23 protein-coding genes and 2 pseudogenes are annotated in these 21,232 nt (G+C 73.0%); 14 read left to right on the top strand and 11 right to left on the bottom strand.

Going from position 1 to position 21,232, the window contains the following annotated elements:
- The first annotated feature begins 28 nt into the window (after positions 1-28).
- Genes ENC19_RS22375 through ENC19_RS22355 form a run of 4 tightly spaced genes read left to right on the top strand, consistent with a single transcriptional unit; the run spans position 29 to position 5,341 of the window.
- Positions 29-1,444 (top strand): ABC transporter substrate-binding protein, encoded by a 1,416-nt coding sequence (locus tag ENC19_RS22375; protein WP_216592283.1) that lies wholly within the window; start codon positions 29-31, stop codon positions 1,442-1,444.
- Positions 1,441-2,385, top strand: a complete 945-nt coding sequence (locus ENC19_RS22370; protein ID WP_216592284.1) for an ABC transporter permease — start codon at positions 1,441-1,443, stop codon at positions 2,383-2,385. The genes ENC19_RS22375 and ENC19_RS22370 overlap by 4 nt, the downstream gene beginning before the upstream one ends.
- A complete protein-coding gene (locus ENC19_RS22360) occupies positions 2,382-4,772 on the top strand; it encodes an ABC transporter ATP-binding protein/permease (protein WP_328824339.1) in 2,391 nt (796 codons plus the stop codon). Before ENC19_RS22370 ends, ENC19_RS22360 begins: the two co-directional genes overlap by 4 nt.
- Positions 4,769-5,341 (top strand): GNAT family N-acetyltransferase, encoded by a 573-nt coding sequence (locus ENC19_RS22355; protein ID WP_208020984.1) that lies wholly within the window; start codon positions 4,769-4,771, stop codon positions 5,339-5,341. The genes ENC19_RS22360 and ENC19_RS22355 overlap by 4 nt, the downstream gene beginning before the upstream one ends.
- A 19-nt stretch (positions 5,342-5,360) precedes the next feature.
- On the opposite strand, the gene ENC19_RS22350 is transcribed toward ENC19_RS22355, so the two are convergent.
- Entirely contained in the window at positions 5,361-6,557 is a 1,197-nt protein-coding gene (locus tag ENC19_RS22350) for an NAD(P)/FAD-dependent oxidoreductase (protein ID WP_164449045.1), read from the bottom strand.
- Between the two features lie 180 nt (positions 6,558-6,737).
- Positions 6,738-7,976: a serine hydrolase domain-containing protein gene (locus ENC19_RS22345; protein ID WP_328824337.1), complete on the bottom strand. Its 1,239-nt coding sequence runs from the start codon at positions 7,974-7,976 to the stop codon at positions 6,738-6,740.
- 215 nt (positions 7,977-8,191) lie between these two features.
- On the opposite strand from ENC19_RS22345, the gene ENC19_RS29410 reads away from it, so the two are divergent.
- Both ENC19_RS29410 and ENC19_RS22340 read left to right on the top strand, forming a co-directional pair.
- A complete protein-coding gene (locus ENC19_RS29410; RefSeq protein WP_166458961.1) occupies positions 8,192-8,338 on the top strand; it encodes a hypothetical protein in 147 nt (48 codons plus the stop codon).
- Between the two features lie 211 nt (positions 8,339-8,549).
- Complete coding sequence (locus ENC19_RS22340) at positions 8,550-9,317, top strand: GNAT family N-acetyltransferase (RefSeq protein WP_164449043.1); 768 nt, start codon at positions 8,550-8,552, stop codon at positions 9,315-9,317.
- 37 nt (positions 9,318-9,354) lie between these two features.
- Here the strand turns inward: ENC19_RS22340 and ENC19_RS22335 are convergent, their stop codons facing one another.
- Positions 9,355-9,906 carry a hypothetical protein gene (locus ENC19_RS22335; RefSeq protein ID WP_164449042.1) on the bottom strand — a complete coding sequence of 184 codons (552 nt, stop codon included), beginning with the start codon at positions 9,904-9,906 and terminating at the stop codon, positions 9,355-9,357.
- A gap of 182 nt (positions 9,907-10,088) precedes the next feature.
- Between ENC19_RS22335 and ENC19_RS22330 the strand changes: the two genes are divergently transcribed.
- The 3 genes and pseudogenes from ENC19_RS22330 to ENC19_RS30535 all read left to right on the top strand — a co-directional run.
- Positions 10,089-11,090 carry an RNA polymerase subunit sigma-70 gene (locus ENC19_RS22330; protein ID WP_373688849.1) on the top strand — a complete coding sequence of 334 codons (1,002 nt, stop codon included), beginning with the start codon at positions 10,089-10,091 and terminating at the stop codon, positions 11,088-11,090.
- A 153-nt stretch (positions 11,091-11,243) separates the two neighbouring features.
- Positions 11,244-11,765, top strand: a complete 522-nt coding sequence (locus tag ENC19_RS22325; RefSeq protein WP_164449040.1) for a hypothetical protein — start codon at positions 11,244-11,246, stop codon at positions 11,763-11,765.
- Positions 11,766-11,863: 98 nt separating this feature from the next.
- A pseudogene (locus tag ENC19_RS30535) lies at positions 11,864-12,406 on the top strand (GNAT family N-acetyltransferase); the annotation flags it as partial.
- A gap of 12 nt (positions 12,407-12,418) precedes the next feature.
- Here the strand turns inward: ENC19_RS30535 and ENC19_RS22315 are convergent.
- From ENC19_RS22315 to ENC19_RS22285, 8 genes and pseudogenes are all read right to left on the bottom strand, one after another.
- A complete protein-coding gene (locus ENC19_RS22315; RefSeq protein ID WP_164449038.1) occupies positions 12,419-13,435 on the bottom strand; it encodes a sensor histidine kinase in 1,017 nt (338 codons plus the stop codon).
- Positions 13,432-14,142, bottom strand: a complete 711-nt coding sequence (locus ENC19_RS22310; RefSeq protein WP_164449037.1) for a response regulator transcription factor — start codon at positions 14,140-14,142, stop codon at positions 13,432-13,434. Before ENC19_RS22310 ends, ENC19_RS22315 begins: the two co-directional genes overlap by 4 nt.
- A gap of 24 nt (positions 14,143-14,166) precedes the next feature.
- Positions 14,167-14,598, bottom strand: a complete 432-nt coding sequence (locus tag ENC19_RS22305) for a hypothetical protein (protein ID WP_164449036.1) — start codon at positions 14,596-14,598, stop codon at positions 14,167-14,169.
- Positions 14,595-15,809 carry a molybdopterin-dependent oxidoreductase gene (locus ENC19_RS22300; protein WP_164449035.1) on the bottom strand — a complete coding sequence of 405 codons (1,215 nt, stop codon included), beginning with the start codon at positions 15,807-15,809 and terminating at the stop codon, positions 14,595-14,597. The genes ENC19_RS22305 and ENC19_RS22300 overlap by 4 nt, the downstream gene beginning before the upstream one ends.
- Positions 15,806-16,447, bottom strand: coding sequence for a methyltransferase domain-containing protein (locus ENC19_RS29625; RefSeq protein WP_164449034.1), 642 nt, complete (start codon positions 16,445-16,447; stop codon positions 15,806-15,808). The genes ENC19_RS22300 and ENC19_RS29625 overlap by 4 nt, the downstream gene beginning before the upstream one ends.
- A complete protein-coding gene (locus ENC19_RS31105; RefSeq protein ID WP_328824336.1) occupies positions 16,444-16,725 on the bottom strand; it encodes a hypothetical protein in 282 nt (93 codons plus the stop codon). Before ENC19_RS31105 ends, ENC19_RS29625 begins: the two co-directional genes overlap by 4 nt.
- A 77-nt stretch (positions 16,726-16,802) precedes the next feature.
- A pseudogene (locus ENC19_RS31100) lies at positions 16,803-16,946 on the bottom strand (hypothetical protein); the annotation flags it as partial.
- A 144-nt stretch (positions 16,947-17,090) separates the two neighbouring features.
- Positions 17,091-17,750 carry a glycosyltransferase family 2 protein gene (locus ENC19_RS22285; protein ID WP_164449033.1) on the bottom strand — a complete coding sequence of 220 codons (660 nt, stop codon included), beginning with the start codon at positions 17,748-17,750 and terminating at the stop codon, positions 17,091-17,093.
- Between the two features lie 123 nt (positions 17,751-17,873).
- Between ENC19_RS22285 and ENC19_RS31095 the strand changes: the two genes are divergently transcribed.
- From ENC19_RS31095 to ENC19_RS22270, 5 genes are all read left to right on the top strand, one after another.
- Positions 17,874-18,665 carry an NAD-dependent epimerase/dehydratase family protein gene (locus ENC19_RS31095; RefSeq protein WP_328824335.1) on the top strand — a complete coding sequence of 264 codons (792 nt, stop codon included), beginning with the start codon at positions 17,874-17,876 and terminating at the stop codon, positions 18,663-18,665.
- Positions 18,590-18,922, top strand: coding sequence for an NAD-dependent epimerase/dehydratase family protein (locus ENC19_RS31090; RefSeq protein WP_328824333.1), 333 nt, complete (start codon positions 18,590-18,592; stop codon positions 18,920-18,922). The genes ENC19_RS31095 and ENC19_RS31090 overlap by 76 nt, the downstream gene beginning before the upstream one ends.
- 198 nt (positions 18,923-19,120) lie before the next feature.
- Positions 19,121-19,867 (top strand): hypothetical protein, encoded by a 747-nt coding sequence (locus tag ENC19_RS30530; RefSeq protein ID WP_235945003.1) that lies wholly within the window; start codon positions 19,121-19,123, stop codon positions 19,865-19,867.
- Positions 19,868-20,035: 168 nt separating this feature from the next.
- Positions 20,036-20,302, top strand: a complete 267-nt coding sequence (locus ENC19_RS30525) for a hypothetical protein (protein WP_235945002.1) — start codon at positions 20,036-20,038, stop codon at positions 20,300-20,302.
- A 34-nt stretch (positions 20,303-20,336) separates the two neighbouring features.
- A complete protein-coding gene (locus ENC19_RS22270; protein WP_164449136.1) occupies positions 20,337-21,140 on the top strand; it encodes an S-methyl-5'-thioadenosine phosphorylase in 804 nt (267 codons plus the stop codon).
- The last annotated feature ends 92 nt before the right edge of the window (positions 21,141-21,232 follow it).

Here is a 21,232-nt window from a genome sequence, read left to right as displayed (position 1 = left end):
GGCCGGACAGCCCCGGCGTGGCGGTAGGTTGCGGGCGGCGTTCGCCGGCGGCGGTGTCAACGAGACGCTGGACCCGCACCTGGCGAACCTGTTCAACGAGGCGTCGCGCGCCAAGGCGATGTTCGACAAGCTCGCCGACTACGGCCCGGACGTCTCCATCCAACCTCGCCTCGCCGAACGCTGGGAGCCCAGCAGCGACCTCACCCGCTGGCGGATCACCCTGCGGCAGGCCACGTTCCACGACGGCACGCCGGTCCGCGCCGCCGACGTGCTCTACAGCTATGCCAGGATCACCGACCCGAAGCGGGCGTTCCGTGCCAAGGCCAGCCTCGACCTGCTCGACCTGCCCAACAGCCGCGCCGTCGACGACCGCACCTTGGAACTGGTCCTCAAGCGGCCCTTCGCCGAGTTCCCCAACGCGTTGGCCGCGTTCGGCGCGTACATCGTCCCGCAGGACGCCGACAGCTTCGAGCGGCCCGTCGGCTCCGGACCGTTCACCTTCGACTCCTGGCAGCCCGGCCGGTCGCTGCTGCTCAAGCGGTACGACGGCTACTGGGAAGGCGCCGCGCACCTCGACGAGCTGGAGTACCTGATCAGCAACGAGGAATCGGCCCGGGTCAACGCCCTGCTCGCCGGGCAGGTGGACTACGCGCACGACATCACCCCCACCACCGCCCGTACCCACGCCGACGGTGGCCGGATGGCCGTCACCCGGATGCCGAACAGCACCATGCAGTCGCTCGCCATGAAGGTCGACCGGCCGCCGTTCGACAACCGCGACCTGCGCGAGGCCATGTTCCTGCTCACCGACCGCCAACAGCTGGTCGACACCGTCCTCGCCGGTTCCGGGCAGGTCGGCAACGACCTTTACGGCAAGGGCTACCAGTACTACGCCGACGACATCCCCCAGCGCACCCCCGATCTCGACCGGGCCCGGTTCCTCGTCGACAAGGCCGGCGCCAGGGGCCTGCGGATCCCGCTCGACACCGCGTCGGTGGCCAGTGGTTTCGTCGAGGCCGCCAGCGTCTTCGCCGAGCAGGCCAAGCAGGTCGGGCTCGTCATCGAACCCGCACTGGGCAACAAGGACACCTACTGGAAGGACATCCTCAACTCCGGTGTGCTGGCCTCGTACCGCTCCGGTGCCATGCCCATCGAAACGCACATCTCCCAGCGGTTGCTCACCAACTCCACCACCAACGCCACCCGGTGGGCCCGACCCGAGTTCGACGCCCTCTACACCAAGGCCGTCTCCAGCGCCGACGAGGCGACCCGCCGGCAGGCGTACGGGGACATGCAGCGCACCCTGCACGCCGAGGGCGGATTCCTGATCTGGGGCTTCGCGGACTTCCTCGTCGCCACCGCGCCCCGCGTCGGTGGGGTCTCCGCCGACGCCCCGGCCAACACCCTCGACTGGGCCCGCTTCGACAAGGTCTGGCTGGGGTGAGTCTGCCCCGCTACGCCGCCGGGCGGCTGCTGCTCGGCCTGGGGCAGGTCGCCGGGATCACCACGATCGTGTTCGTGCTCACCGAGGCGCTGCCCGGTGACGCCGCCGTGGTGATCGCCGGCGACCATCCCGACCCGGCCCGCATCGCCGCGATTCGGGCGCAACTGGACCTCGACCAGCCGGCCTGGCAGCGCTACCTCGACTGGCTGACCGACCTGCTCCGGGGCGACCTCGGCGTCTCGCTGATCTCGCAGCGGCCGATCGTCGAACGGCTCGCCGACAGTGCGGCCGCCACCCTGCTGCTGGCGGCGGTCACTCTGCTCGTGCTGGTACCGCTCGCCGTCGCACTGGGCATGCTGGCCGCCCGCCGGGAAGGCGGGCGACTGGACCGGGTGGTGTCCGCGGTGTCGGTCGCGCTGTACGCGGTACCCGAGTTCGCCCTGGCGATCCTGCTCATCGCCGTCTTCGGCGTCCAACTCGGCTGGCTGCCACCCACCGCGTTCGGTGCCGACCTGCTCGCCCGACCGGCCGTGCTCGTGTTGCCGCTGCTGGTGCTGCTCGCTAGGCCGATCTGCACCATCAGCCGCCTCACCCGCGCCGGCATGCTCGACGCCCTGCGCGGCGAGCACGTGCGCCACGCCCGACGGCTCGGCATCACCGGCAGCCGGCTCTGGCTTCGCCACGCGCTCCCCGGCGCGCTGGCGCCGGTGGTGCAGCAGCTCGCCCGGACCACCGACTGGCTGCTCGGCGGCGTCATCGTCGTCGAGGCGGTGTTCGTCATCCCCGGACTCGGCACCGCCCTCGTCGACGCGGTGTCCACCCGCGACATCCCCACCGTGCAGGCGCTGTGCGTCCTCGTGGCCGTCACCACCGTGGTGGTGAACCTGGTCGCCGACCTGGTGGCGTTCCGTCTCGCACCCCGCACCGGGGTCGTGCGGTGAGGCGGCTGCGCACCCTGACCGGAGCGGTGCTGCTGGCGGTGCCGCTCGCGCTGGCCGTGACCGGCCCGTGGTTGGCCGGCGAGCCGGGTGAGCGCACGTTCCCGTTCGCCGACGACGGCCTGCTGGGCACCGACTTCATCGGCCGTGACGTGGCGCGGCAGGTCCTGCTCGGCGGCCGGTCCGTCGTCGTGGTCGCCGTCAGCGCGACGTTGCTGGCCTACCTCCTCGGCGTGCCGGCCGGTCTGCTGGCCGCCGCCACCCGCCGCCGGTGGGTCGACGAGCTGCTCATGCGCCCCCTGGACCTGGCGCTGGCGGTGCCGTCGCTGCTGCTGCTGATCCTGCTGGCCGCCACCGCGCCGCCCGGCCCGCTCACCCTCGTCGGGATCGTCGCGCTGATCGGGCTGCCGGAGATCACCCGGATCACCCGGGCCGCCGCGCTGCCGCTGGCCCACGGGCCGGCCATGGAGGCGATGCGCCTGTACCGCGAGACCTGGTGGCGACGTGGTCCCGGCTACGTCGGCACCGGCATCCGCCGGGTCCTGCTGGCCGACGCCGGAGTCCGGTTCATCGGCGCCATCTACCTGGTGGCCACCGCCAGCTTCCTGGGCATCGGCGTGGCACCCGACGCCGCGGACTGGGCCGTCATGGTGGACCGCAATCGCACCGGCCTGTTCCTGCAACCCTGGTCCGTCGCCGTGCCGGCCGCGCTCATCATCTGCCTGGCCGTCGGCTTCAACCTGGTCACCGATCGGATGCTGCACACCACTGCCGTCCCCAGCCCGGCACCGCCACCCGCACCGGCCACGACCGGCGACCGCGCGCACGCGCCCGACGCCCTCCTCCAGGTGCGGGAGCTGGCGGCCACGACCGCCGACCGGACGCTTGTCGACGGCGTCTCCTTCAGCCTGCGAGCCGGCGAGATCCTCGCCGTCATCGGCGCATCCGGCAGCGGCAAGACCACCACCGCCCGCGCCCTGCTCGGCGAGGTGACCCCCGGCGTCACCCACACCGGCTCCATCACCCTGGCCGGTCGGCCGGTCACGACTGCCAGCCCGCCGGAACCCGGCACCGTCGGCTACGTACCTCAGCAACCCGGTGCCGCCCTGCACCCCGTACGCCGCATCGGTGCCGTGCTCCACGAGATCGCCCGGCACCAGGCACCCGGCGCCAGCCGCGGCGCCCGCGGACGTACGGTGGCGGCCACCCTCGCACGCGTCAGCCTGCCGACCGACCGCCGGTTCCTGCGCCGGTTTCCCCACCAGCTCTCCGGCGGACAGCAGCAACGCCTCGTCATCGCCCACGCCCTGCTGGCCCACGCCGTCCTGCTCATCGCCGACGAACCCACCACCGGACAGGACGCGCTCACCCGCGACGCCGTCGCCGCAGAGCTGACGAAACTCGCCCGAGCCGGCATCGCCGTCATCCTGCTCAGCCACGACCTGCACCTCGTCAGGGCCGTGGCCAACCAGATCCTCGTGCTGCACCGAGGCGCCGCCGTCGAATCCGGCCCGGCCACCGAGGTGCTCGCCGTACCGCGCCACCGGCACACCCAGCAGTTGCTCGCCACACCACCGGCCCGGCCACCGGCGACGGTCCGACCGGACCGGTCGCTGCTAAGCGTCACCAATCTGAGCGCCGCCCACCGCGACGGCGGTCGGCAGCGCGACGTGCTCCGCGACGTCAACCTGGCCGTGGCGGCCGGACGCTGCCTGGCCGTGGTCGGCCGGTCCGGTAGTGGCAAGACCACCCTCGCCAGGTGCATCGCCGGCCTGCACCCGGTCCACACCGGGCAGGTGTCCCTCGCCGGGCAGCGCCTCGCCGCGCACCTCGACCGACGCCCGCCACACGAGCTCGGCGCCATCCAGTACGTCTTCCAGGACGCCCGGGCCAGCTTCGACCCCTACCGGCCGGTGGTGGACCAGATCGGCAGGCCCGCGCGACGCCTGCGCGACGCCACGCCGGAACAGGCCCACCACACCGCCCGGCACCTGCTCGACCGGGTAGGTCTGGCCCAACACACCGCGACTCGGCGTCCCGACCGGCTCTCCGGCGGCGAACTGCACCGCGCGGCGCTCGCCCGCGCGCTGGCCAGCGGACCCCGCGTGCTGATCTGCGACGAGACGACCGCCGGGCTCGACCGCATCACCCGGCACGGCATCCTCACCCTCCTCGACGAGCTGCGACGCGACCTCGAGCTGACCGTCGTCGTGATCAGCCACGATCGCGACGTCGTGGCTCACCTCGCCGACCACATCGTCGTTCTCGACGACGGAGTCGTCGTCGACAGCGGCCCGGCCGACGCCCTGCTCCACCACGCACACCACCCGCTGACCCGCGCGCTGCTGCACATCGACCCGGCGACCGCCACGGCACCGTCCAACCCATGACCGGAGGAACCATGCAGTACCCGCACAACGTCGGCCCGTACGAGGTCCAGCCGGCCGACCGCCGGCACCTCGACGGCGCCCGCGGCGTCATGCTCGACACCTTCTACCGCGACTTCGGCTACGGCTACCGGCCCGACTGGCACCGGGATGTCATCGACCTGGACGGCACCTACCTCGCGCCGGAGCGGCACGCCCTGTTCGTCGCCACCAAGGGCGACGAGGTCGTCGGCACCACCGCGGTACGCGCCGGCGGGCCCAAGAGCCCACCGCACCCGGGCTTCCTCGCCCAGCGCTACCCGGACGACACCACCGCGCAGCTGTTCCGGGTCTACGTCCGACCGGAACACCGACGCTGCGGTCTCGCCCGGGCACTCGTCGGCCTCGCCGTCGACTTCGTCGCCCGGCAGCCCCGCTACCGTGCGCTCTATCTGCACACGGACCCGCGCGTCGACGGCGCCGAGCCGTTCTGGCGGAGCCTGGCCACGCCGGTCCACGACCCGCGTGCGGGCGACGACGACACGTACCGGACCGTGCACTTCGAGATCGCCCTGCCCGGCCGCGCTCGGTAGCCGCCATCGGGCAGCCGGGCTACGCCGGGCGCTCGGCGGCGGCCAATCCCGGGCCCGGCTGGGCCTGAAGCAGTCGCCGACGGCTGTTGTTGCCGAGCCACCGGTGCGATCCGGGCCTGCGGGCCTCCCGGGTGAGGTGCCCGACGGCGAACCGGTAGGTGAGGGCCTTGAGTCTCGCGCCGAGGCGGCCGCCGACGAACATCCTGTTCGCGATGTCGTCGCGGCCGGCGAGCTGGTAGATGCCGGCATGCGAGCCCAGGCCGACGCACATGGCGCCGAAGAAGACACTCGCCGGTTCACAGGTGGTGCCCGCGATGCGCCGCAGTACCGTGTCGGCGGCGTGCGCGCCGAGGCAACTCGCCGTGTACGCGCTCATCCGGTACGGCACGCCGGACGGCGCGGCCGAGTCCCCGGCCGCGACGATGCGCTCGTCGTCGACGCTGGTCAGCGTCTCGTCGGTGATCAGGCGTCCGATGGCGTCGGTCCGCAACCCGCTGCGCGTGGCCAGATCCGGCACCCCGAAGCCCGCGGTCCAGACGGTGATCGCACTCGGCAGCGTACGACCGTCTTCGAGCCGCACCGCGTCCCGCGTGACCTCGGTGACCTCGGTGCCGGGACCGGCCAGGACGTCCACGCCGATCCTGGTGAGCGACCTGGCGGCGGCACGCCGTGCCGTCGGGTGCAGGTACGCGCCGAGCGCGTCCCCGCAGACCAGACTGACCCGCTGGCCCCGCTCGGCCAGTTCGGCCGCGGTTTCGATGCCGGTGGGCCCGGCTCCGACGACAGTCACCGGGGTCGCCGGAGGCCGGTCGTCGAGGATCGCACGCAGCCGCCGCGCCGCCTCGAGTGTGGCCATCGGGTGGGCGAACTCGGCCGCGCCGGGAACACGTGGTTCGGCACTCGCACTGCCTGCCGCGTAGACGAGGTAGTCGTAGCCGAGGGTGCCGCCGCCCAGCAGCGTCACCCTGCGCTGAGCTGCGTCGACTGCCGTGACGGTGTCCTGGACGAGCCGAACGCCCTCGGCCAGCACCTGTCGGTACGGCGCGACCGCGTCGTGGACGCCGGCGACCACGTGGTGCAGCCGGAGCCGGATGACGAAGTCCGGCCGTGGATTCACCATGGTGACGGCGACGTCGTCGCGTTGCGTCAGCCGATTGGCGGCCATCACGCCGGCGAATCCGCCGCCGATCACTACCACCCTGGTTCCTGCTGCCATGTCTGACTCCCTTCGCGGACGGTTGCACCCCCAGGACACCGACAGAACCCCGGATGTGACCGTCGCGGTTCTCCCGGCTCCGGCCGCCACCGTCCGGACCGGGCTGTGCCGGCGGTGCAACGGCGTGATCCCCTGACGGACCGATCTGCCGTCAGGGGATCACCGAGGAGCGGACTCGGGTCAGGGCACCGCCACCGGCGCGTCGTTGTTGCCCGGCAACCGGGTCACGCTCGGCAACGGCGCAATGGTCACTGCCGAACGGCTGCCCGCCTCGTCGGCCGGGCAGATCGCGGTGCCCAGCAACGTGTTCCAGGCGATGTCGATCGGGTGCGGATCGGGCAGGCCGACCTGGTAGTGGCTGATGTTGATGCCGGACGACAGCTGACGGGCGCCGTCGCGGCTGTGCAGTGAGATCGTCAGGTGGCCGATGACCGCGCCGTCGTGGCCCCAGAACTCGCCGCACGGGGTCGGCAGCGAGTAGATGCCGAGACCGTAGCTGCCGGCGGCGGGCTGTTCGGGCAGCATCGGTACGGCGGTGAGCATCTCGTCGAGAGTGGCCGGGCTGAGCAGGTCGCCGCCGAGCAGTGCCCGGAAGAAGGTGTTCAGATCCGCCGTGGTGGCGATCATCTCGCCGGCCGTCCACGCCCAGCTCATGTTGAACTCGCTGAGATCACGCACTCCGAACGGGGCGAAGTAGGCGCCACTGTGTGGGCCACGGATCCGCGCGTCGGTGCCCGGGAAGAACGTGTCGGTGAGTTTCAGTGGTCGCAGAATGCGCCGCTGGACCTCGGCCGCCGCGTCGTTGCCGGTGATCGTCTCGATCAGCAGTCCGGCCAGGAGGTAGTTGGTGTTCGAGTAGCTGAACCGGGCACCGGGAGCGTTTGTCGGTGGCAGGGCCAGGCCGATGGCCACCAGGTCGGCCGGAGCGTACGTGGTGACCCGCATCTGGTCGATCGCCGCGTACGAGTTGATCATGGCGTTGGTGTAGTTGCCGATGCCGCTTGTGTGGTTGAGCAGCATCCGGACGGTGACCTCGGTGCCGAGCTCGTCCGGCACGATGTCGGGCAGCCACCGCCCGATCGGGTCGTCCAGGCTCAACCGGCCCTCGTCGACGAGTTGGAGCACGGTGGTGGCGACGAACGTCTTGGTGATGCTGCCGATCCGGTGCCGCATCTGCGGCCGCATGGGTTGAGGTCTGGTCAGGTAGGCCTGGCCGGCGGCGTCACGCCAGTCGCGCCGGCCCTCGCGCACGGCGACCAGCACGCCCGGGGCGCCGGCTTCGGGTACCGCGGCGAGGGCGGCGCGCAACGCGGCGCGATCCGGCCCGCCGGTGGCCGGCCGCGCCGCGGAATCCGGCCGCGCGGTGGCGGATGCGGGTACGACGGCGATGGTGGCCACCAGCGCGACGCTGGTGGCCACGATCTTCAGTGTCCGATGAGTACGCGACATACCGACATGCTCGCCGGGACCCCGGTGGGACACATCCGGCTCAGGCGGGAGACTCGCCTCCCACCGTGGCACGAGCCGGGGTCAACCGCTCGACGCACGATGCCAGGGCAGGCAAGGGTTTGGCGGCCCGGACGCCGGGGGTAGAGAGCGATCCGCCCATCGTCCCACCCCCGAAGGAACACACCATGTCGGTACAGGCATTCCTCTATGTCGTCGCGGTCATCCTGCTCGTGCTGGCCGCGCTGCCCATCTCCACCCGGGGTGTCTCGCTCGCCCTGCTCGGAGCGGCGTTCGCCCTGCTGGCCTATGCCTGGCCAGTGATCACCGAATAGGTGCCGGACGTCGTCGGTGCGCACCTGAGCCGGCCTGGCGCGGTCTGCGGCGCCCGGTCGTCCCGTCGCCGGGCGCCTCCGGTTGCGGATACCCGGCCGTCTGTCACGGACACTGTTGATCTGGGTTCAGCCAACGGGGACCGGCTGTCCCCGGTCCCCCTGTGGCCGGTCGCCCTGAGCGGGTAGACGGTGCCGAAGGGAGGCTGAGGTCATGCGCATCCCGCGAGGCATTGTCGACGATCTCCGGTGGAGTATCGTCGCGCCGTCGACCCCTGAGCACGCCGCGGACCGGCTCGTGCTGCGGCCGGCGGAACGCGAGGATCTTCCGGCGACGTCCCGCGCCCATGTCGCGTTGCTTCCGATCGGGCTGTTTCCGTCGCTCGGTGCCCGCTTCGTGCGTCGCTGGCACCGCACGATCCTGACATCGCGGTACGGGGTGGGCGTGGTCGTCATCGACGCCGCTGCCCCGCAGGACGAGATTGTCGGGTTCGTGCTGGGCACCGCCGATCATGCCGGGTACACCGCCGAGTTGGCGAGGGACCGGCGTGCCATGGCGTCCCTCGCCCTCGCCGGCCTGGCCGCGCTGGTTCTCCGGCCCCGGGTCGCCCTGCGTGTCGTGCGGACCCGGTTCCGGCCGTGGGCCCGTCGGGTGTCACGTCGTCGGGCGGCCGTGCGCTCCCGGGAGCGAGCCGAGTCGGTGTCGGCACCACAGGTGGCGGTCATGACCGCGCTGGCGGTGCGACCGGACTGGCGCAAGAGCGGCGTCGGAATGCTGCTGGCCGAGCGGTTCGTCGAGCTGGTCGCCAGCACCGGTGCCAGGTGGGTCGAGGCGCAGACCTCTACCGGACCTCTGGGGGCGACCGGGTTCTACGAGCGTCTGGGGTGGGATGCGGGCCAGGCGCGACCCACACCGGACGGCGACACTGTGCGTACCTACCGCCTGGACCTCGGTGGTGCCGGCTGGACCTCGACGGCCTGACCCGCGCCGGTCGAGGCCCAGCCGGCGTACGCCCCGGTCAGCTCAACCGGAAGGTGACGTTGTCGACGTCGAAGGCCGTGGCGCCGTTGCCGGCCGTCTCGCTGGCGAAGAAGCTGACCGTGGCGATGCGCTCGGTCGCCGCGATCCCGGTCGACATGGAGTACTGTCGCCACTCCGGTCCGCCGTCGAAGGCCAGCGAGAACCGGGTCTTCGGGGGAATCCCGGTGACCGCCAGCCCGACGTTCAGGTAGTCGCCGCGGCTGGTCTCGGTGGTGATGGTCCGGACCCAGAAGCGGACCGTCAGGTCGCAGTTGGCCGGCACCGTGACGGTGGTACGCAGCAGGTCGGAGCGGGTCACGTCCAACCCGCCGAAGGTGGCGTACGCGCGACCGGTGCGCGCGGGGCGGGTCGTGTCGCCGAGCACGACGATGCGGGGGCCGGCCTCCCAACCGTCGGTGCCACGCTCGAACCCCGGGTTCGGGTGGATCTGGCCGGTGCAGGACGGGTCGGCTGCCGGCTGGTCGGCGGGCGCGCTGCCGGGAGACAGCAGCAGGGCGGCGACGAGGGTGGTGGTGATGAAGGCCTTCATCAGTGCTCCCCGTGGTCAAGGCATTCGAGAGTGTCAATCGACGATGCTTCATGGGAGTTGGCGCGTCAAGCCCTTGCCACCCAGGGACCGCGGACCCCGCGACACGCGGACCGAGCCCGGTGATGAGTTGTCGCGCTCGTACCCGTCATACCTACGACGGGACACGACGACGTGAGGATGACGTGATGAACGCGGACACGCGGCCGAAGGAGCTCGGTGTGGGCGGCCTGGGGGACATCGACGAGCCGGCATTCTCGGGGCTGGCGCAGCGGCACCGGCGGGAACTGCACGTGCACTGTTACCGGATGCTCGGGTCGTTCGAGGATGCCGAGGACACCGTGCAGGAGACGTTCCTGCGCGCCTGGCGGCGGCGGGAGACCTTCGCGGGTCGGTCCACGTTCCGGGCCTGGCTGTACCGGATCGCCACCAACGCCTGCCTGGATCTGCTCGCCAGGTGCCGCCCGGAGCCGGCGTCCGGCGGCGAGGTGCGGTGGTTGCAGCCCTACCCGGACCGGCTGCTCGACGAGCTGGCCGCCGGCGTCGAGGACGAGCCGGAGGTCGTCGCCGTCGCCCGGGAGACGATCGAGTTGGCGTACCTGGTCGCGGTCCAGCACCTGGCGCCACGCCCACGGGCCGTGCTGATCCTGCGGGACGTGCTCGGCTGGCCGGCGAAGGACGTCGCGGAGCTGCTCGGCGACTCGGTCCACTCGGTGAACAGCGCGCTGCAGCGGGCCCGCGCGGGCATGCGGGAGCATCTGCCCGCCGAGCGGCAGGACTGGACCGGCGGTGGGGAGGACGCCGGGACGCGGGAGCTGGTGCGCCGCTACACCGAGGCCAGCGTGGCCACCGACATCGACGGTCTCGCCGCGCTGCTGCGCGAGGACGTGCGCTGCTCGATGCCACCCACCCCGGGCCTGCACGTCGGCCGCGACGTGGTGGTCGAGGACTGGATCAGCAGCGGCTTCGTGGGCATGACGGGCCTGCGCGCCGTCGAGACCCGGGTGAACCGGCAGCCCGCCGTCGCCTTCTACCACCTGCGCAAGCGGGAGGGCGCGTACCTGCCGCTGACCATCGACGTGCTGCGGGTCACCGGCGGGGCGATCGCCGAGATCGTCACCTTCCACGACGACCAGTTCCCGCGGCTCGGGCTACCGGACCGCCTGCCCGCCGACGGTACCGAATGAACCGTCTGCCGGACCAGGCTGGACGCCGTGGCCGCGTACCAGCGGGAACCGGCTGCGCCATCAGCTCGACAGCACCGGTGCACCGGTTCGGCCTCACCGGACCGGACGGACCGCAGGTTTCGCTGACCGCCACGCCCGGGTAGCGCAGGGCGCATGAACCGCAATCTTGCCAAGGGCCTCCAGGTTGCGTGGGGCATGCCGGAGTTCCGGGGCGGGTTGCGACACCTCATCGATCTCGACGAGGTGTCGGTGCTGCTGGCCACGCTGTCCGTCCCCGATCACGACCGCGAGGTGGAACGCAGCCTGCTGAGGCTGCTGCGATCCGGTCTCGACACGGTCGAGATCCGCGAGGCCGTGTTGCTGCTGCTGGAGCAGGACGACGTGCGCCGGCCGCTCGTCGCGGCGGTGCGGCCGAGCGTCGAGCGACCGGATCAGGCGGCGGCCATCGCTTCGGCGGCCGAGGATCCCGTGGTGCGGCGCGAGGTGCGGGCGGTGCTGGACAGCGCCAAGGTACGCGAGCTGATCTGGCAGGCGATCGACAACCAGTTCAGCGACAAGCGGCTCGGCCTGATCCGCCGGGCGGCGGTGCTGTTCGTGCGGCATTCGAGCGTCCGGCGCCTCGCCTGGGCCCTGCGCCGACACGGCGTGCTGCGCGCGCTGCGTCAGCGGCCGTGACCGGTGGCGGTGGAGGCGGGCTTCGACCGGCGCGACGCCGACGAGCCGGCGTTTATTCGGCGGCGTCGCGATGGTGCCGGTGGCTACTCTGCCACCTCGTGGGCAGCGCGCACCTTCGCACCGAACGCCTCGAGCTTCGTCCCGTGCGAGACGAGGACATCGACCGCATGCTGGAATACCGCAACCTGCCGGAGGTCACCCGCTGGCTGCTGCGCACCGAGGTCGACCCGGTGTCCTTCCGGGCGGCCTGGCGGCGCGCGGCGCAGGACCCCGACGACCACAGTGTCGCGGTGACCCTGGGCGGCATGGTGATCGGGTCCGTCTCGCTCGACGTGGTCGACGGCATGGGGCAACCCGGCATGCCGGCGCGGACCGAGGCCCAGCTCGGCTACATCTTCGACCCGGCATACGGTGGGCAGGGCTACGCGACCGAGGCGGTCACCGCGATGGTGGCGTACGCGTTCGACCGGCTGGGCGTACGCCGGATCACCGCCGGCTGCTTCGCGGACAACCTGGCCTCCGTGCGGCTTCTCGAAAAGATCGGCATGCGTCGTGAGCAGCACGGAGTCGGCGACTCCTGGCACGCCGAGCTGGGCTGGGTGGACGGCTACACCTACGCCCTGCTCGCCGGGACGTGGCGCCAGGGCAGACCGTCAGGTGGCGGGCAGGCGTACCTCGAACCGGCAGCCTCGGTCGGTGTTGGCGACGTTCACCCGGCCGCCGTGCGCCTCGACGAGACCGCGCACGATGGCCAGGCCGAGTCCGCCGCCACCACCTGAGTCCGCCGCCGCGGGGGTGCGGGCCCGTTCACCTCGGAACGCGACGTCGAAGACCCGGTCCAGGTCCTCACTGGGGATGCCGCCGCAGGTGTCGGAGACGGCCAGCCACACGTTGTCGGTCTCGTGGCCGGCGGCGATGTGCACGCTGCCGTCCTCCGGTGTGTAACGAACGGAGTTGATCAGCAGGTTGCTGACGATCCGGGCGAGTTCGCGCTCCCCGGCCCGGACGTCCGGCCAGCCGCTGTCGGCGGCCACCAGGTGGATCCGGCGGCGGGCGGCCAGCGGCGCGACGCCGGCGATCGCGTCGGACACCACGTCGCCCAACGGCACGGTGGTGGGCATGAGCCGCAGCGCACCGGCGTTGATCCGGGACAGCTCGAACAGGTCGTCGACGAGCTGGGCCATCCGGTCGGTCTCCACCCGGATACGCCGGTGGTAGTCGTCGACGACGGCCGGGTCGTGGATGATGCCGTCCTCGAGGGCCTCGGCCATGGCCCGCAGCCCGGCCAACGGGGTCCGCAGGTCGTGCGACACCCACGCCACAAGTTCGCGACGGCCGGCCTCCAGCCGCCGTTCGCGTTCCCGGGCCGCCCGGGCCCAGACCGCGGCGGCGGCGAGTCGCCTGCCGAAGATGGCGCCGACGGCGAGGCTGATCACCGCCGAGGCGCTGACCGTGACGAGCACGACCCACAGGTCGTGCGCGGACAGGAACATCGCCTGCGCGACGGTGGCGACTCCGGCGACCACGGCGAGGACGGTGACGGTGAGCAGCACCAGGATGTGCACGAGAATCGACCGGCCCCGCAACAGCCGTAGCGCCGCGGCACCGGCCAGGCCGACGACGCCTCCGGCGGCGAGGGCGTAGAGCCCGATGAGCAGCGTGTCGGTCACCGGGCCGCTTCCTCGTCGAGCGGGTCGTAGCGGTATCCGACGCCCCAGACCGTGCGGATCCGCTGCGGATCGGCCGGATCGTCCTCGATCTTCTCGCGCAGCCGGCGGACGTGGACGGTGACCGTCGACTGGTCACCGAACTGCCACCCCCAGACCTTGTCCAGCAGGTCGGTGCGCGACCACGCCCGCCCCGGATGGCGCATGAAGAAGATCAGCAGATCGATCTCCCGGGCGGTGAGCGACAGCGGTGCACCACCCAGGGTGGCGACGCGGCGGGCACTGTCCACGGTCAGCGTCGCGTCGATCAGCTTCGCCGAGACGGTGGGCGCAGTGGGGTGCGCGGCGGTGCGGCGCAGCACGGAGCGGATCCGCAGCACCAGTTCCCGGGGGGAGAAGGGCTTGGTGACGTAGTCGTCGGCACCGACCTCGAGCCCGAGCACCCGGTCGGCCTCCTCACCGAGCGCGGTGAGCATGACCACCGGCAGGTCGGGCAACTGCCGCCGGATCCGGCGGCAGACCTCGAGGCCGTCGATGCCGGGCATCATGAGGTCGAGGACCACGAGATCGGGGCGCTGGGCGGCGATCGCGGCGAGGCCGTCGGCGCCGTCGGCGGCCAGCTGGACCTCGCAGCCGGCCTGCTCCAGGTAACGCCGCACGACGTCACTGACCGTCGGGTCGTCGTCGACCACTAACACCCGGTGTCCCATCCCCATCACGCTAGCGACCGGGCGTCACCGTGCGCCGCTCGGAGGGTCTTTCGGATTCCTTACGGCCTGTCGCCGCCGGACCACGCACACCAGCAGCGTCGTGGCGGCGACGGCGAGCAGGACGGCGACCAGGTTGCGACCGTACGGCAGCGGCAGCACCGAGGTGTTGTCGGCCGCGCGTCCGAACCCCAGGGCGAGGGGGAGTCCCACCACGGTGACCGCAGCGACGGTGATCACGGCCGCCCGGATCGTCGGACGGTACCGGGACGGGACGCGGGTCAGCGCGACACCGACGGCCAGCACCGCCGCCATCCAGACGACGTCGTGCACCACCAGCACCGCGGCCAGGAAGAGCAGTACCCCGCCCGGCGTCAGGTCGGTGTCGGTGAGAGCGCCGACGACGGCGTACGCCATGAGCAGGCAACCGCCGACGACCAGCACGGTCCGGGTCTTCATCCGGTCCCCGCCACGGTGATCCGGCTGAGCCACTTGGTCTGCAGCACGCCGGGCCGGTTGGGCGCGATCAGCCGCGCCGGATAGCCGTGGTCGAGGTGCAGGGGCTCGCCGCCCAACCGCAGCGCGACCAGGGTCAGCGGATCTCCGACGTGTTCCGGTGGCACCGTGCAGGCCCGGTACGCGCCGTCGACCTGCAACGACTCGACCCAGGCCGACGAGCGTCGGGGATCGGCACCCACGAGCGCGACCAGATCGCCCAACCGGACCCCGGTCCACGTCCCGGTGGCGCTCCAGCCCTCCACGCAGGCGATCGGCAGTTCCGCGGTGTACTGCGGAAGCCGGTTGAGGGCGGCGAGGTCCAGGCTGACGCTGCGGCCCTCTCCGGTGACCCGTAGCCGGTACGCCGGGTCGAGGGCCGCGGCGCGCACTCCGGCACCGGCCGCGGTCCGGTTCACCGGTAGGCCCTGCGGTCCGACGTCGGGGTGGCGTGGGGCGAGCACCGCGAGGCCGGTCAACGGTCGGATCGTCTGCCCGACCGTGGTCAGGGTGACCAGCCCGGACGCGGCGGCGACACCGCCGAGCAGCGTGCGCCGGTTCAGCCCGTCCTGCCGTGGCTCGCCGACGGGGCGGACGAGCGCGGCGCGGACCGCCGGCAGGTGCACGCCGATGTGCACCAGCAGCCCACCGACGGCCAGCCAGGCCACCCAGTAGTGCCCGGCGGTGAAGAAGAACGGCATCGGCGCGTACCAGCGGGAGATGTTGAGCACGCCGCTGACCAGCAGGAACAGTGCCGCCGCGACGAGCAGACCGAGGCTCGCGCGTTCGGCCGCGTGGGCGATCGAGCGGACCGGCGGCCAGCTGAACAGGCGGGGGTACACCGACCACAGCTTGGCGCCGAGCAGCGGGATCGAGGCGAGCCCGGTCGCCACGTGCAGACCCTGGGTGAACCGGTAGAGCCCGACCGGTCGGGCCGGCCACCAGAACCAGCCCGGCGGGTGCTGGATCAGGTGGCTGAGCAGACCGGTGGCGAAGCAGATGGCGAACGCCACGCCGAGGGCGACGCCGAGCTGACCGGTCAGCCGGGTCGACCGCAGTCGGGACCGGAACACCCCGGGGCGCAGCGGTCCGCGCCGCAGCGTCACCGGTGGTGCCGGCAACGGTGCCAGGCACCACCGGGTGAGGCGCCGCAGCACCGTCGCGCGGCCGGTCATCGGGGGGTCAGGGTGGCGAACCACCGCCCCGCCTCCGTCCAGGTGTCGAGCACGCGCATCGCGGTGGCGTCGGCCAGTTCGGGAAGGTCGTCGAGCGGTACGCAGGCCCAGGGCAGTGTGCGGTCGGCACCGTCCGGGGTCTGCACCGTCGCGGTTCCGGACCAGGCCGGCGTGCCCGCCGGTGCCAGTTCCGCGTGGAGGCGCCCGTCGACGGCCAGCAGTTGACGACACCGGCGAAGCAGCCGGGGCGGGTCACCGCCGATGCCGATGTTGCCGTCGGCCAGCAGCAGGTGCCGCCAGCGGCCGGCACCGGGCACCGGGCCGAAGACGTCGCGTTGCAGGGCGGCCGCGCCCCGGCGGCGGGCCAGCAGGACCGCGCTGGCGCTGACGTCGATGCCGAGGGCGGGGCGGCCGGCGTGGCTGAGGGCGCTGGTGAGCCGGCCCGGGCCGCAGCCGACATCGAGGGTGTGACCGGTGCAGCAGCCGATCAGCGCGTCGTCTCCGGCGATCGCGTCCCGGCACCAGGCGGCCGGGTCGAAGCGGTAGACCTCGCCGCTGGCGTGCCGGGCCGTGAAGGCGGCCGGGATGCCGGCGGCGGTCCGGTCGACTGCGGTGTCGAAGACCGCGACGGCGTTCACCGGGCGACCGGTGCGGGCTGCGGCACCTCGGCGGCGACGGCGCGGGGCGAACCGGCTGTCCGGCGGGCACAAGCTGGCCACGGCGTGAGCGTCGACGGCGGTGTCCACGTCGGACAGCCAGGGCAGCAGGCGACGCGCAGGCCGCGCCGACGCAGCGCGACCACGGTGCGGTGGCCGGTGGTCGTCGTGGAGGTGGCGATGGTCCGCAGCACGGTGGCGTGACCGGGGTCGCGCAGCCCCAACGTCCACCAGCCGCCGTCGGTGGCCGGGCCGAGCACCGCGCGTCCGGCCCGTCAACCGAGGCGAGCAGATCCTGGGCCGTGTCGAGGTGCTCGACGACGAGCTGCGGGGTGTCCATGCCGATCAACACCGCGGGTGTGCCGGGTGTGCGGGCGTCGGCGAACGCGTTGGCGAGGCGGTCGCCGAGTCGCCGCGCTGGGGAGCCTCGCCCAACCCGGCGGGGCGGGGTGGTCGCCGTCGAGGACGAGCACGCCGGCACCGGCCCGGCGGTGACGGTGTCCAGGGTGTCGGCCAGGGCGGCGGCGGCGACTCCGGGCCGCCTGCTCGGGGGTGCAGGGTGGGCAGAGTCGGCTTGACGCGGCCGGGTGTCGGCGCTTGGCCAGCACCAGAACCTGGGCGGCGCTCACCGGGCCAGCACCGCGCTCATGTCGCGTACGGCGCGGGCGGTGCCGAGCAGGGTGCCGGTCACCTTCGAGCGGGTGCCGGCCGCCCGGGGACCGTAGTCGACGTCGATCTCGACCACCCGCCACCCGGCCCGGTCCGCCGCGATCAGCAACTCCAACGGGTAGCCGAACCGCCGGTCGCGCAGCCCCAACGCCAGCAGGTCGTCGCGGCGTACCGCCCGCATCGGGCCGATGTCGTGGACGTCCAGGCCGGTCGTGCGGCGCAACCGGTGGGCGAGAAAGGCGTTGGCGGCCCGGGCGTGCAGCGGCCACATTCCCCGTCCGACCGGGCGGCGCCGGCCGGTGGCGAGCTGCGCCTGACCGGTGCGTACGCACCCGGCCAGCCGGGGCAGTTGCGTCGGGTCGAAGGAGCCGTCGGCGTCCATCACGCACACCACCCCGTCGATGGGGTCGGCCGCCTCGACACCGGCGTGCACGGCGGCACCGTAGCCGGGCTCGGCGACGCTGATCACCTCCGCGCCGTGGGCCCGCGCCACCTCGGCCGAGCCGTCGGTCGAGCCGTTGTCCACCACGATCGGCCGGTAGCCGGCCGGTATCCGGGCCAGCAGGCCGGGCAGTGCCGCTGCCTCGTTCCGGCAGGGAAGTACCACATCGGTCATGTCGCGGACGCTAACCAGCATCGAGCCGGGCAGGTATTACCAGCCGATGATGAAGTCTTACGAGACGCTGACGGCTGCCCGTCACGGCCGCCTGCGGCGCCCGGCTGGCTCTAGCGTCGGCGCGTGACCCACGTACTCGTCACCGGCGGAGCCGGCTTCATCGGGACCCATGTCGTCGCCGCGCTGCACCGGGCCGGCCATCAGGTGTCCGTCGTGGACGCCGGTCACCCGGGCGCGCACCGCGCACCGCTGCCGGACGCCGTGGCCGGCGCCCCGCTACGCCAGGCCGACCTGCGCGACCGGACCGCCGTCGCCGCCGCCCTGACCGGCGTCGACGTGGTCGTGCACCAGGCGGCCATGGTCGGGCTCGGCGTGGACCTCGACGACCTGCCCGAGTACGTCGGCTGCAACGACCTCGGCACCGCAGTGCTCCTCGCCGAAATGGCCCGCGCGGGCATCCACCGGCTCGTGCTGGCCAGCTCGATGGTGGTCTACGGCGAGGGTGCCTACACCTGCCTCCGGCACGGTGCCGTGCGCCCCGCCGCACGCGCCGCCACCGACCTGGCCGCCCGCCGCTTCGAGCCCGCCTGCTCCGCCTGCGGTGCCGACCTGGAGCCGGGACTGATCGACGAGGAGGCGCCACTGGACCCGCGCAGCGTGTACGCCGCCACCAAGGTGGCGCAGGAGCACCTCACGGCGGCCTGGTGCCGGCAGACCGGCGGCACCGTGGTGGCGCTTCGGTACCACAACGTCTACGGGCCCGGCATGCCGCGCGACACGCCGTACAGCGGCGTCGCGGCGATCTTCCGTTCCGCGCTGGCGGCGGGACGGGCCCGCGCGTGTTCGAGGACGGCCGACAGCGACGCGACTTCGTCCACGTCGACGACGTGGCGGCGGCCAACCTCGCCGCGGTGACCGCCACCGGCCGCCGCACCGGCTGGCGGGCCTACAACGTCGCCTCCGGCCAGCCGGCCAGCATCGGCGAGATGGCCGCCGAACTCGCCCGGGCCGCCGGCGGGCCCACGCCGGTGGTCACCGGCGAGTTCCGGCTCGGCGACGTACGCCACGTGGTCGCCTCACCGGCCCGTGCGCAGGACGAACTCGGGTTCCGCGCGGCGGTCCGCCTCGCCGACGGAGTCCGACAGTTCGCCCACGCACCACTGCGCGGATGAGCACGGCGCCCCTCGCCCGACTGCGGCGTACCACCGGCCGGGCCGACCTGATCGCCGTCGGCGTCGCCGTCGCACTGTTCGCCGCCGCCGCCGGTGTCGGTGGCCTGCTGCACCTGCTGGGACGCCCGGTGCACGCCAGCGCGGCACCGCTGTTCGCGCACTGGCGACCGCATCGTCGGCCCCGGCACCGCGCTGGCGGTGGCGGTGGCCGTCCTGGTCTGCTGGCGTGGACCCGCCCTGGCGGCCCGGCTGCCATGGCGGCGGCTGCTCGTCCTGTCCTACGCCACCGCGCTGGCCTGGACGCTGTCCCTGGCCCTGGTCGACGGCTGGCAACGCGGCATCGCCGGCCGGCTGACCACCCGCCACGAGTACCTGCACGAGGTCCCCGGCGTCACCGACATCCCCGTCATGCTGGGCACCTTCACCACCCGGATCCTCGACTTCCAACCGGACTCCTGGACCACCCACGTGTCCGGACACCCGCCCGGAGCGCTGCTGGTGTTCGTCTGGCTGGACCGGGTCGGGTTGGGCGGCGGCGGCTGGGCGGGGACGCTGTGCATCCTGACGGCGGCGCTCACCGCCGTCGCGGTGCCGTACACCGTGCGGCTGCTCGGCACCGACGACGCGGCGCGCGCGGTGCTGCCGTTCGCGGCGTTGTTCCCGGGAGCGGTCTGGTCCGGCGTGGTCCGCCGACGGCCTGTTCGCCGGGGTGACCGCCACCGGCGTCGCTGTTGGCGTACGGCGTCACCCGGGGCAGCGCGCTCGGCGCGCTCGGCGGCGGCGCTGCTGGGCTTCGGCTGCTACCTCTCCTACGGGCTGGTGCTGATGGTCCCGATCGCGGTGGCCGTGGTGATCCTGGGCCACCGGCACCGGTTCACCGCCGGGTGGGCGGGGGTGCGGCGCTCGTGGTGGGCGCGTTCACGGTCGCCGGCTTCGACTGGCTGACCGGCTACCACCTGGTCGTCGAGCGCTACTACCAGGGCATCGCCAGCCGGCGCGCGTACGGCTACTGGGTCTGGGCGAACCTGGCGATCGTCACCGTCGCCGCCGGCCCGGCGGCCGCCGTCATCCTGCGCCGCGCGGCGGTCGCCCGGTTGGCGGGCGGTCTCGTCGTTGCGGCCGCGCGACGGCCTGCCGCGACCGCAGCACGGCACCCTCGGGCACGCCTGCTGGCTGCTGCCTCTCGCCGCGGCGGCGGCGATCGTCGCCGCGGACCTGTCCGGCTACAGCAAGGCCGAGGTCGAACGCATCTGGCTGCCCTTCACCGGGTGGCTCATGGCCGGTGCCGCGCTGATTCCCGCGAGCGGCCGCCGTACCTGGCTCACCGTGCAGGCAGCGGTGGCCCTCGCCGTCAACCATCTGCTGCTGACCACGTGGTAGGCCGTGACTCGGCCGGAGGAAATCGGAGGTGAGTGTGTCCCCATCCGCGGAAGTCGCCGTCATCGGTGGCTCGGGTCTCTACGCGCTGCTCGACGGTGCCACCGAACACGTTGTCCAGACGCCGTACGGCGCGCCCTCCGACGCGGTGACGATTGCTGAGGTCGGCGGCCGTTCGGTGGCGTTCCTTCCCCGGCACGGCCGCGACCATCGGCATCCCGCGCACCGGATTCCCTACCGGGCCAACCTGTGGGCGTTGCGGTCGCTCGGGGTACGCCAGGTGCTCGCGCCGTGCGCCGTCGGTGGCCTGCGGCCGGACCTCGGGCCCGGCACGTTCGTGGTACCCGACCAGCTCGTCGACCGGACCAGCGGCCGGGTGCAGACGTACTACGAGCAGGGTGCGGTGCACGTCTCCTTCGCCGACCCGTACTGCCCGGTCGGTCGGCGTACCCTGCTGGCGGCTGCCACCGGCCGGTCGGTGCCCGCCCACGACGGCGGGACCATGGTGGTGGTGGAGGGGCCGCGCTTCTCCACCCGCGCCGAATCCCGGTGGTACGCGGCGGTCGGCGGCGCGGTCATCAACATGACCGGCCACCCGGAGGCGGTCCTCGCCCGGGAACTGGCCCTCTGCTACAGCTCCATCGCCCTGGTGACCGACCTGGACGCCGGTGTGGACAGCGGTCACGGAGTGACCCAGCAGGAGGTGTTCCGGGTCTTCGGTGAGAACACCGAGCGGCTGCGCGGGCTGCTGCTCGACGCGGTCGCCGCGCTCCCGGTCGACCGGGGCTGCCCGTGTCCGCACAGCCTGGACGGCATCGCTCTCCCGTTCGAGCTGCCCTGACTGCGGCTCAGCGGTGGAAACCGCGCTCGCCCGGCTCAGCCGGCCTTCTCCTGCCGTAGGGTGGGCGACCGGGTGACGCCGGGCCGGGGAGA

The organism is Verrucosispora sioxanthis, assembly GCF_010560025.1.
In the GTDB taxonomy this organism is placed as follows: domain Bacteria; phylum Actinomycetota; class Actinomycetes; order Mycobacteriales; family Micromonosporaceae; genus Micromonospora; species Micromonospora palythoicola.
Note: the sequence above shows the minus strand (reverse complement) of the source record. Positions and strands in the feature narration are given on the sequence as shown.

What these genes read in the sequence shown, in the direction of transcription:
- ENC19_RS29410 (WP_166458961.1), top strand. Translation starts at nt 8,192, where the DNA reads ATGTCGGTACAGGCATTCCTCTATGTCGTCGCGGTCATCCTGCTCGTG.
- ENC19_RS22285 (WP_164449033.1), bottom strand. Translation starts at nt 17,750, where the DNA reads ATGACCGATGTGGTACTTCCCTGCCGGAACGAGGCAGCGGCACTGCCC.
- ENC19_RS22335 (WP_164449042.1), bottom strand. Translation starts at nt 9,906, where the DNA reads ATGAAGGCCTTCATCACCACCACCCTCGTCGCCGCCCTGCTGCTGTCT.
- ENC19_RS22310 (WP_164449037.1), bottom strand. Translation starts at nt 14,142, where the DNA reads ATGGGACACCGGGTGTTAGTGGTCGACGACGACCCGACGGTCAGTGAC.
- ENC19_RS22300 (WP_164449035.1), bottom strand. Translation starts at nt 15,809, where the DNA reads ATGACCGGCCGCGCGACGGTGCTGCGGCGCCTCACCCGGTGGTGCCTG.
- ENC19_RS22325 (WP_164449040.1), top strand. Translation starts at nt 11,244, where the DNA reads ATGAACCGCAATCTTGCCAAGGGCCTCCAGGTTGCGTGGGGCATGCCG.
- ENC19_RS22355 (WP_208020984.1), top strand. Translation starts at nt 4,769, where the DNA reads ATGACCGGAGGAACCATGCAGTACCCGCACAACGTCGGCCCGTACGAG.
- ENC19_RS22350 (WP_164449045.1), bottom strand. Translation starts at nt 6,557, where the DNA reads ATGGCAGCAGGAACCAGGGTGGTAGTGATCGGCGGCGGATTCGCCGGC.
- ENC19_RS22340 (WP_164449043.1), top strand. Translation starts at nt 8,550, where the DNA reads ATGCGCATCCCGCGAGGCATTGTCGACGATCTCCGGTGGAGTATCGTC.
- ENC19_RS22305 (WP_164449036.1), bottom strand. Translation starts at nt 14,598, where the DNA reads ATGAAGACCCGGACCGTGCTGGTCGTCGGCGGTTGCCTGCTCATGGCG.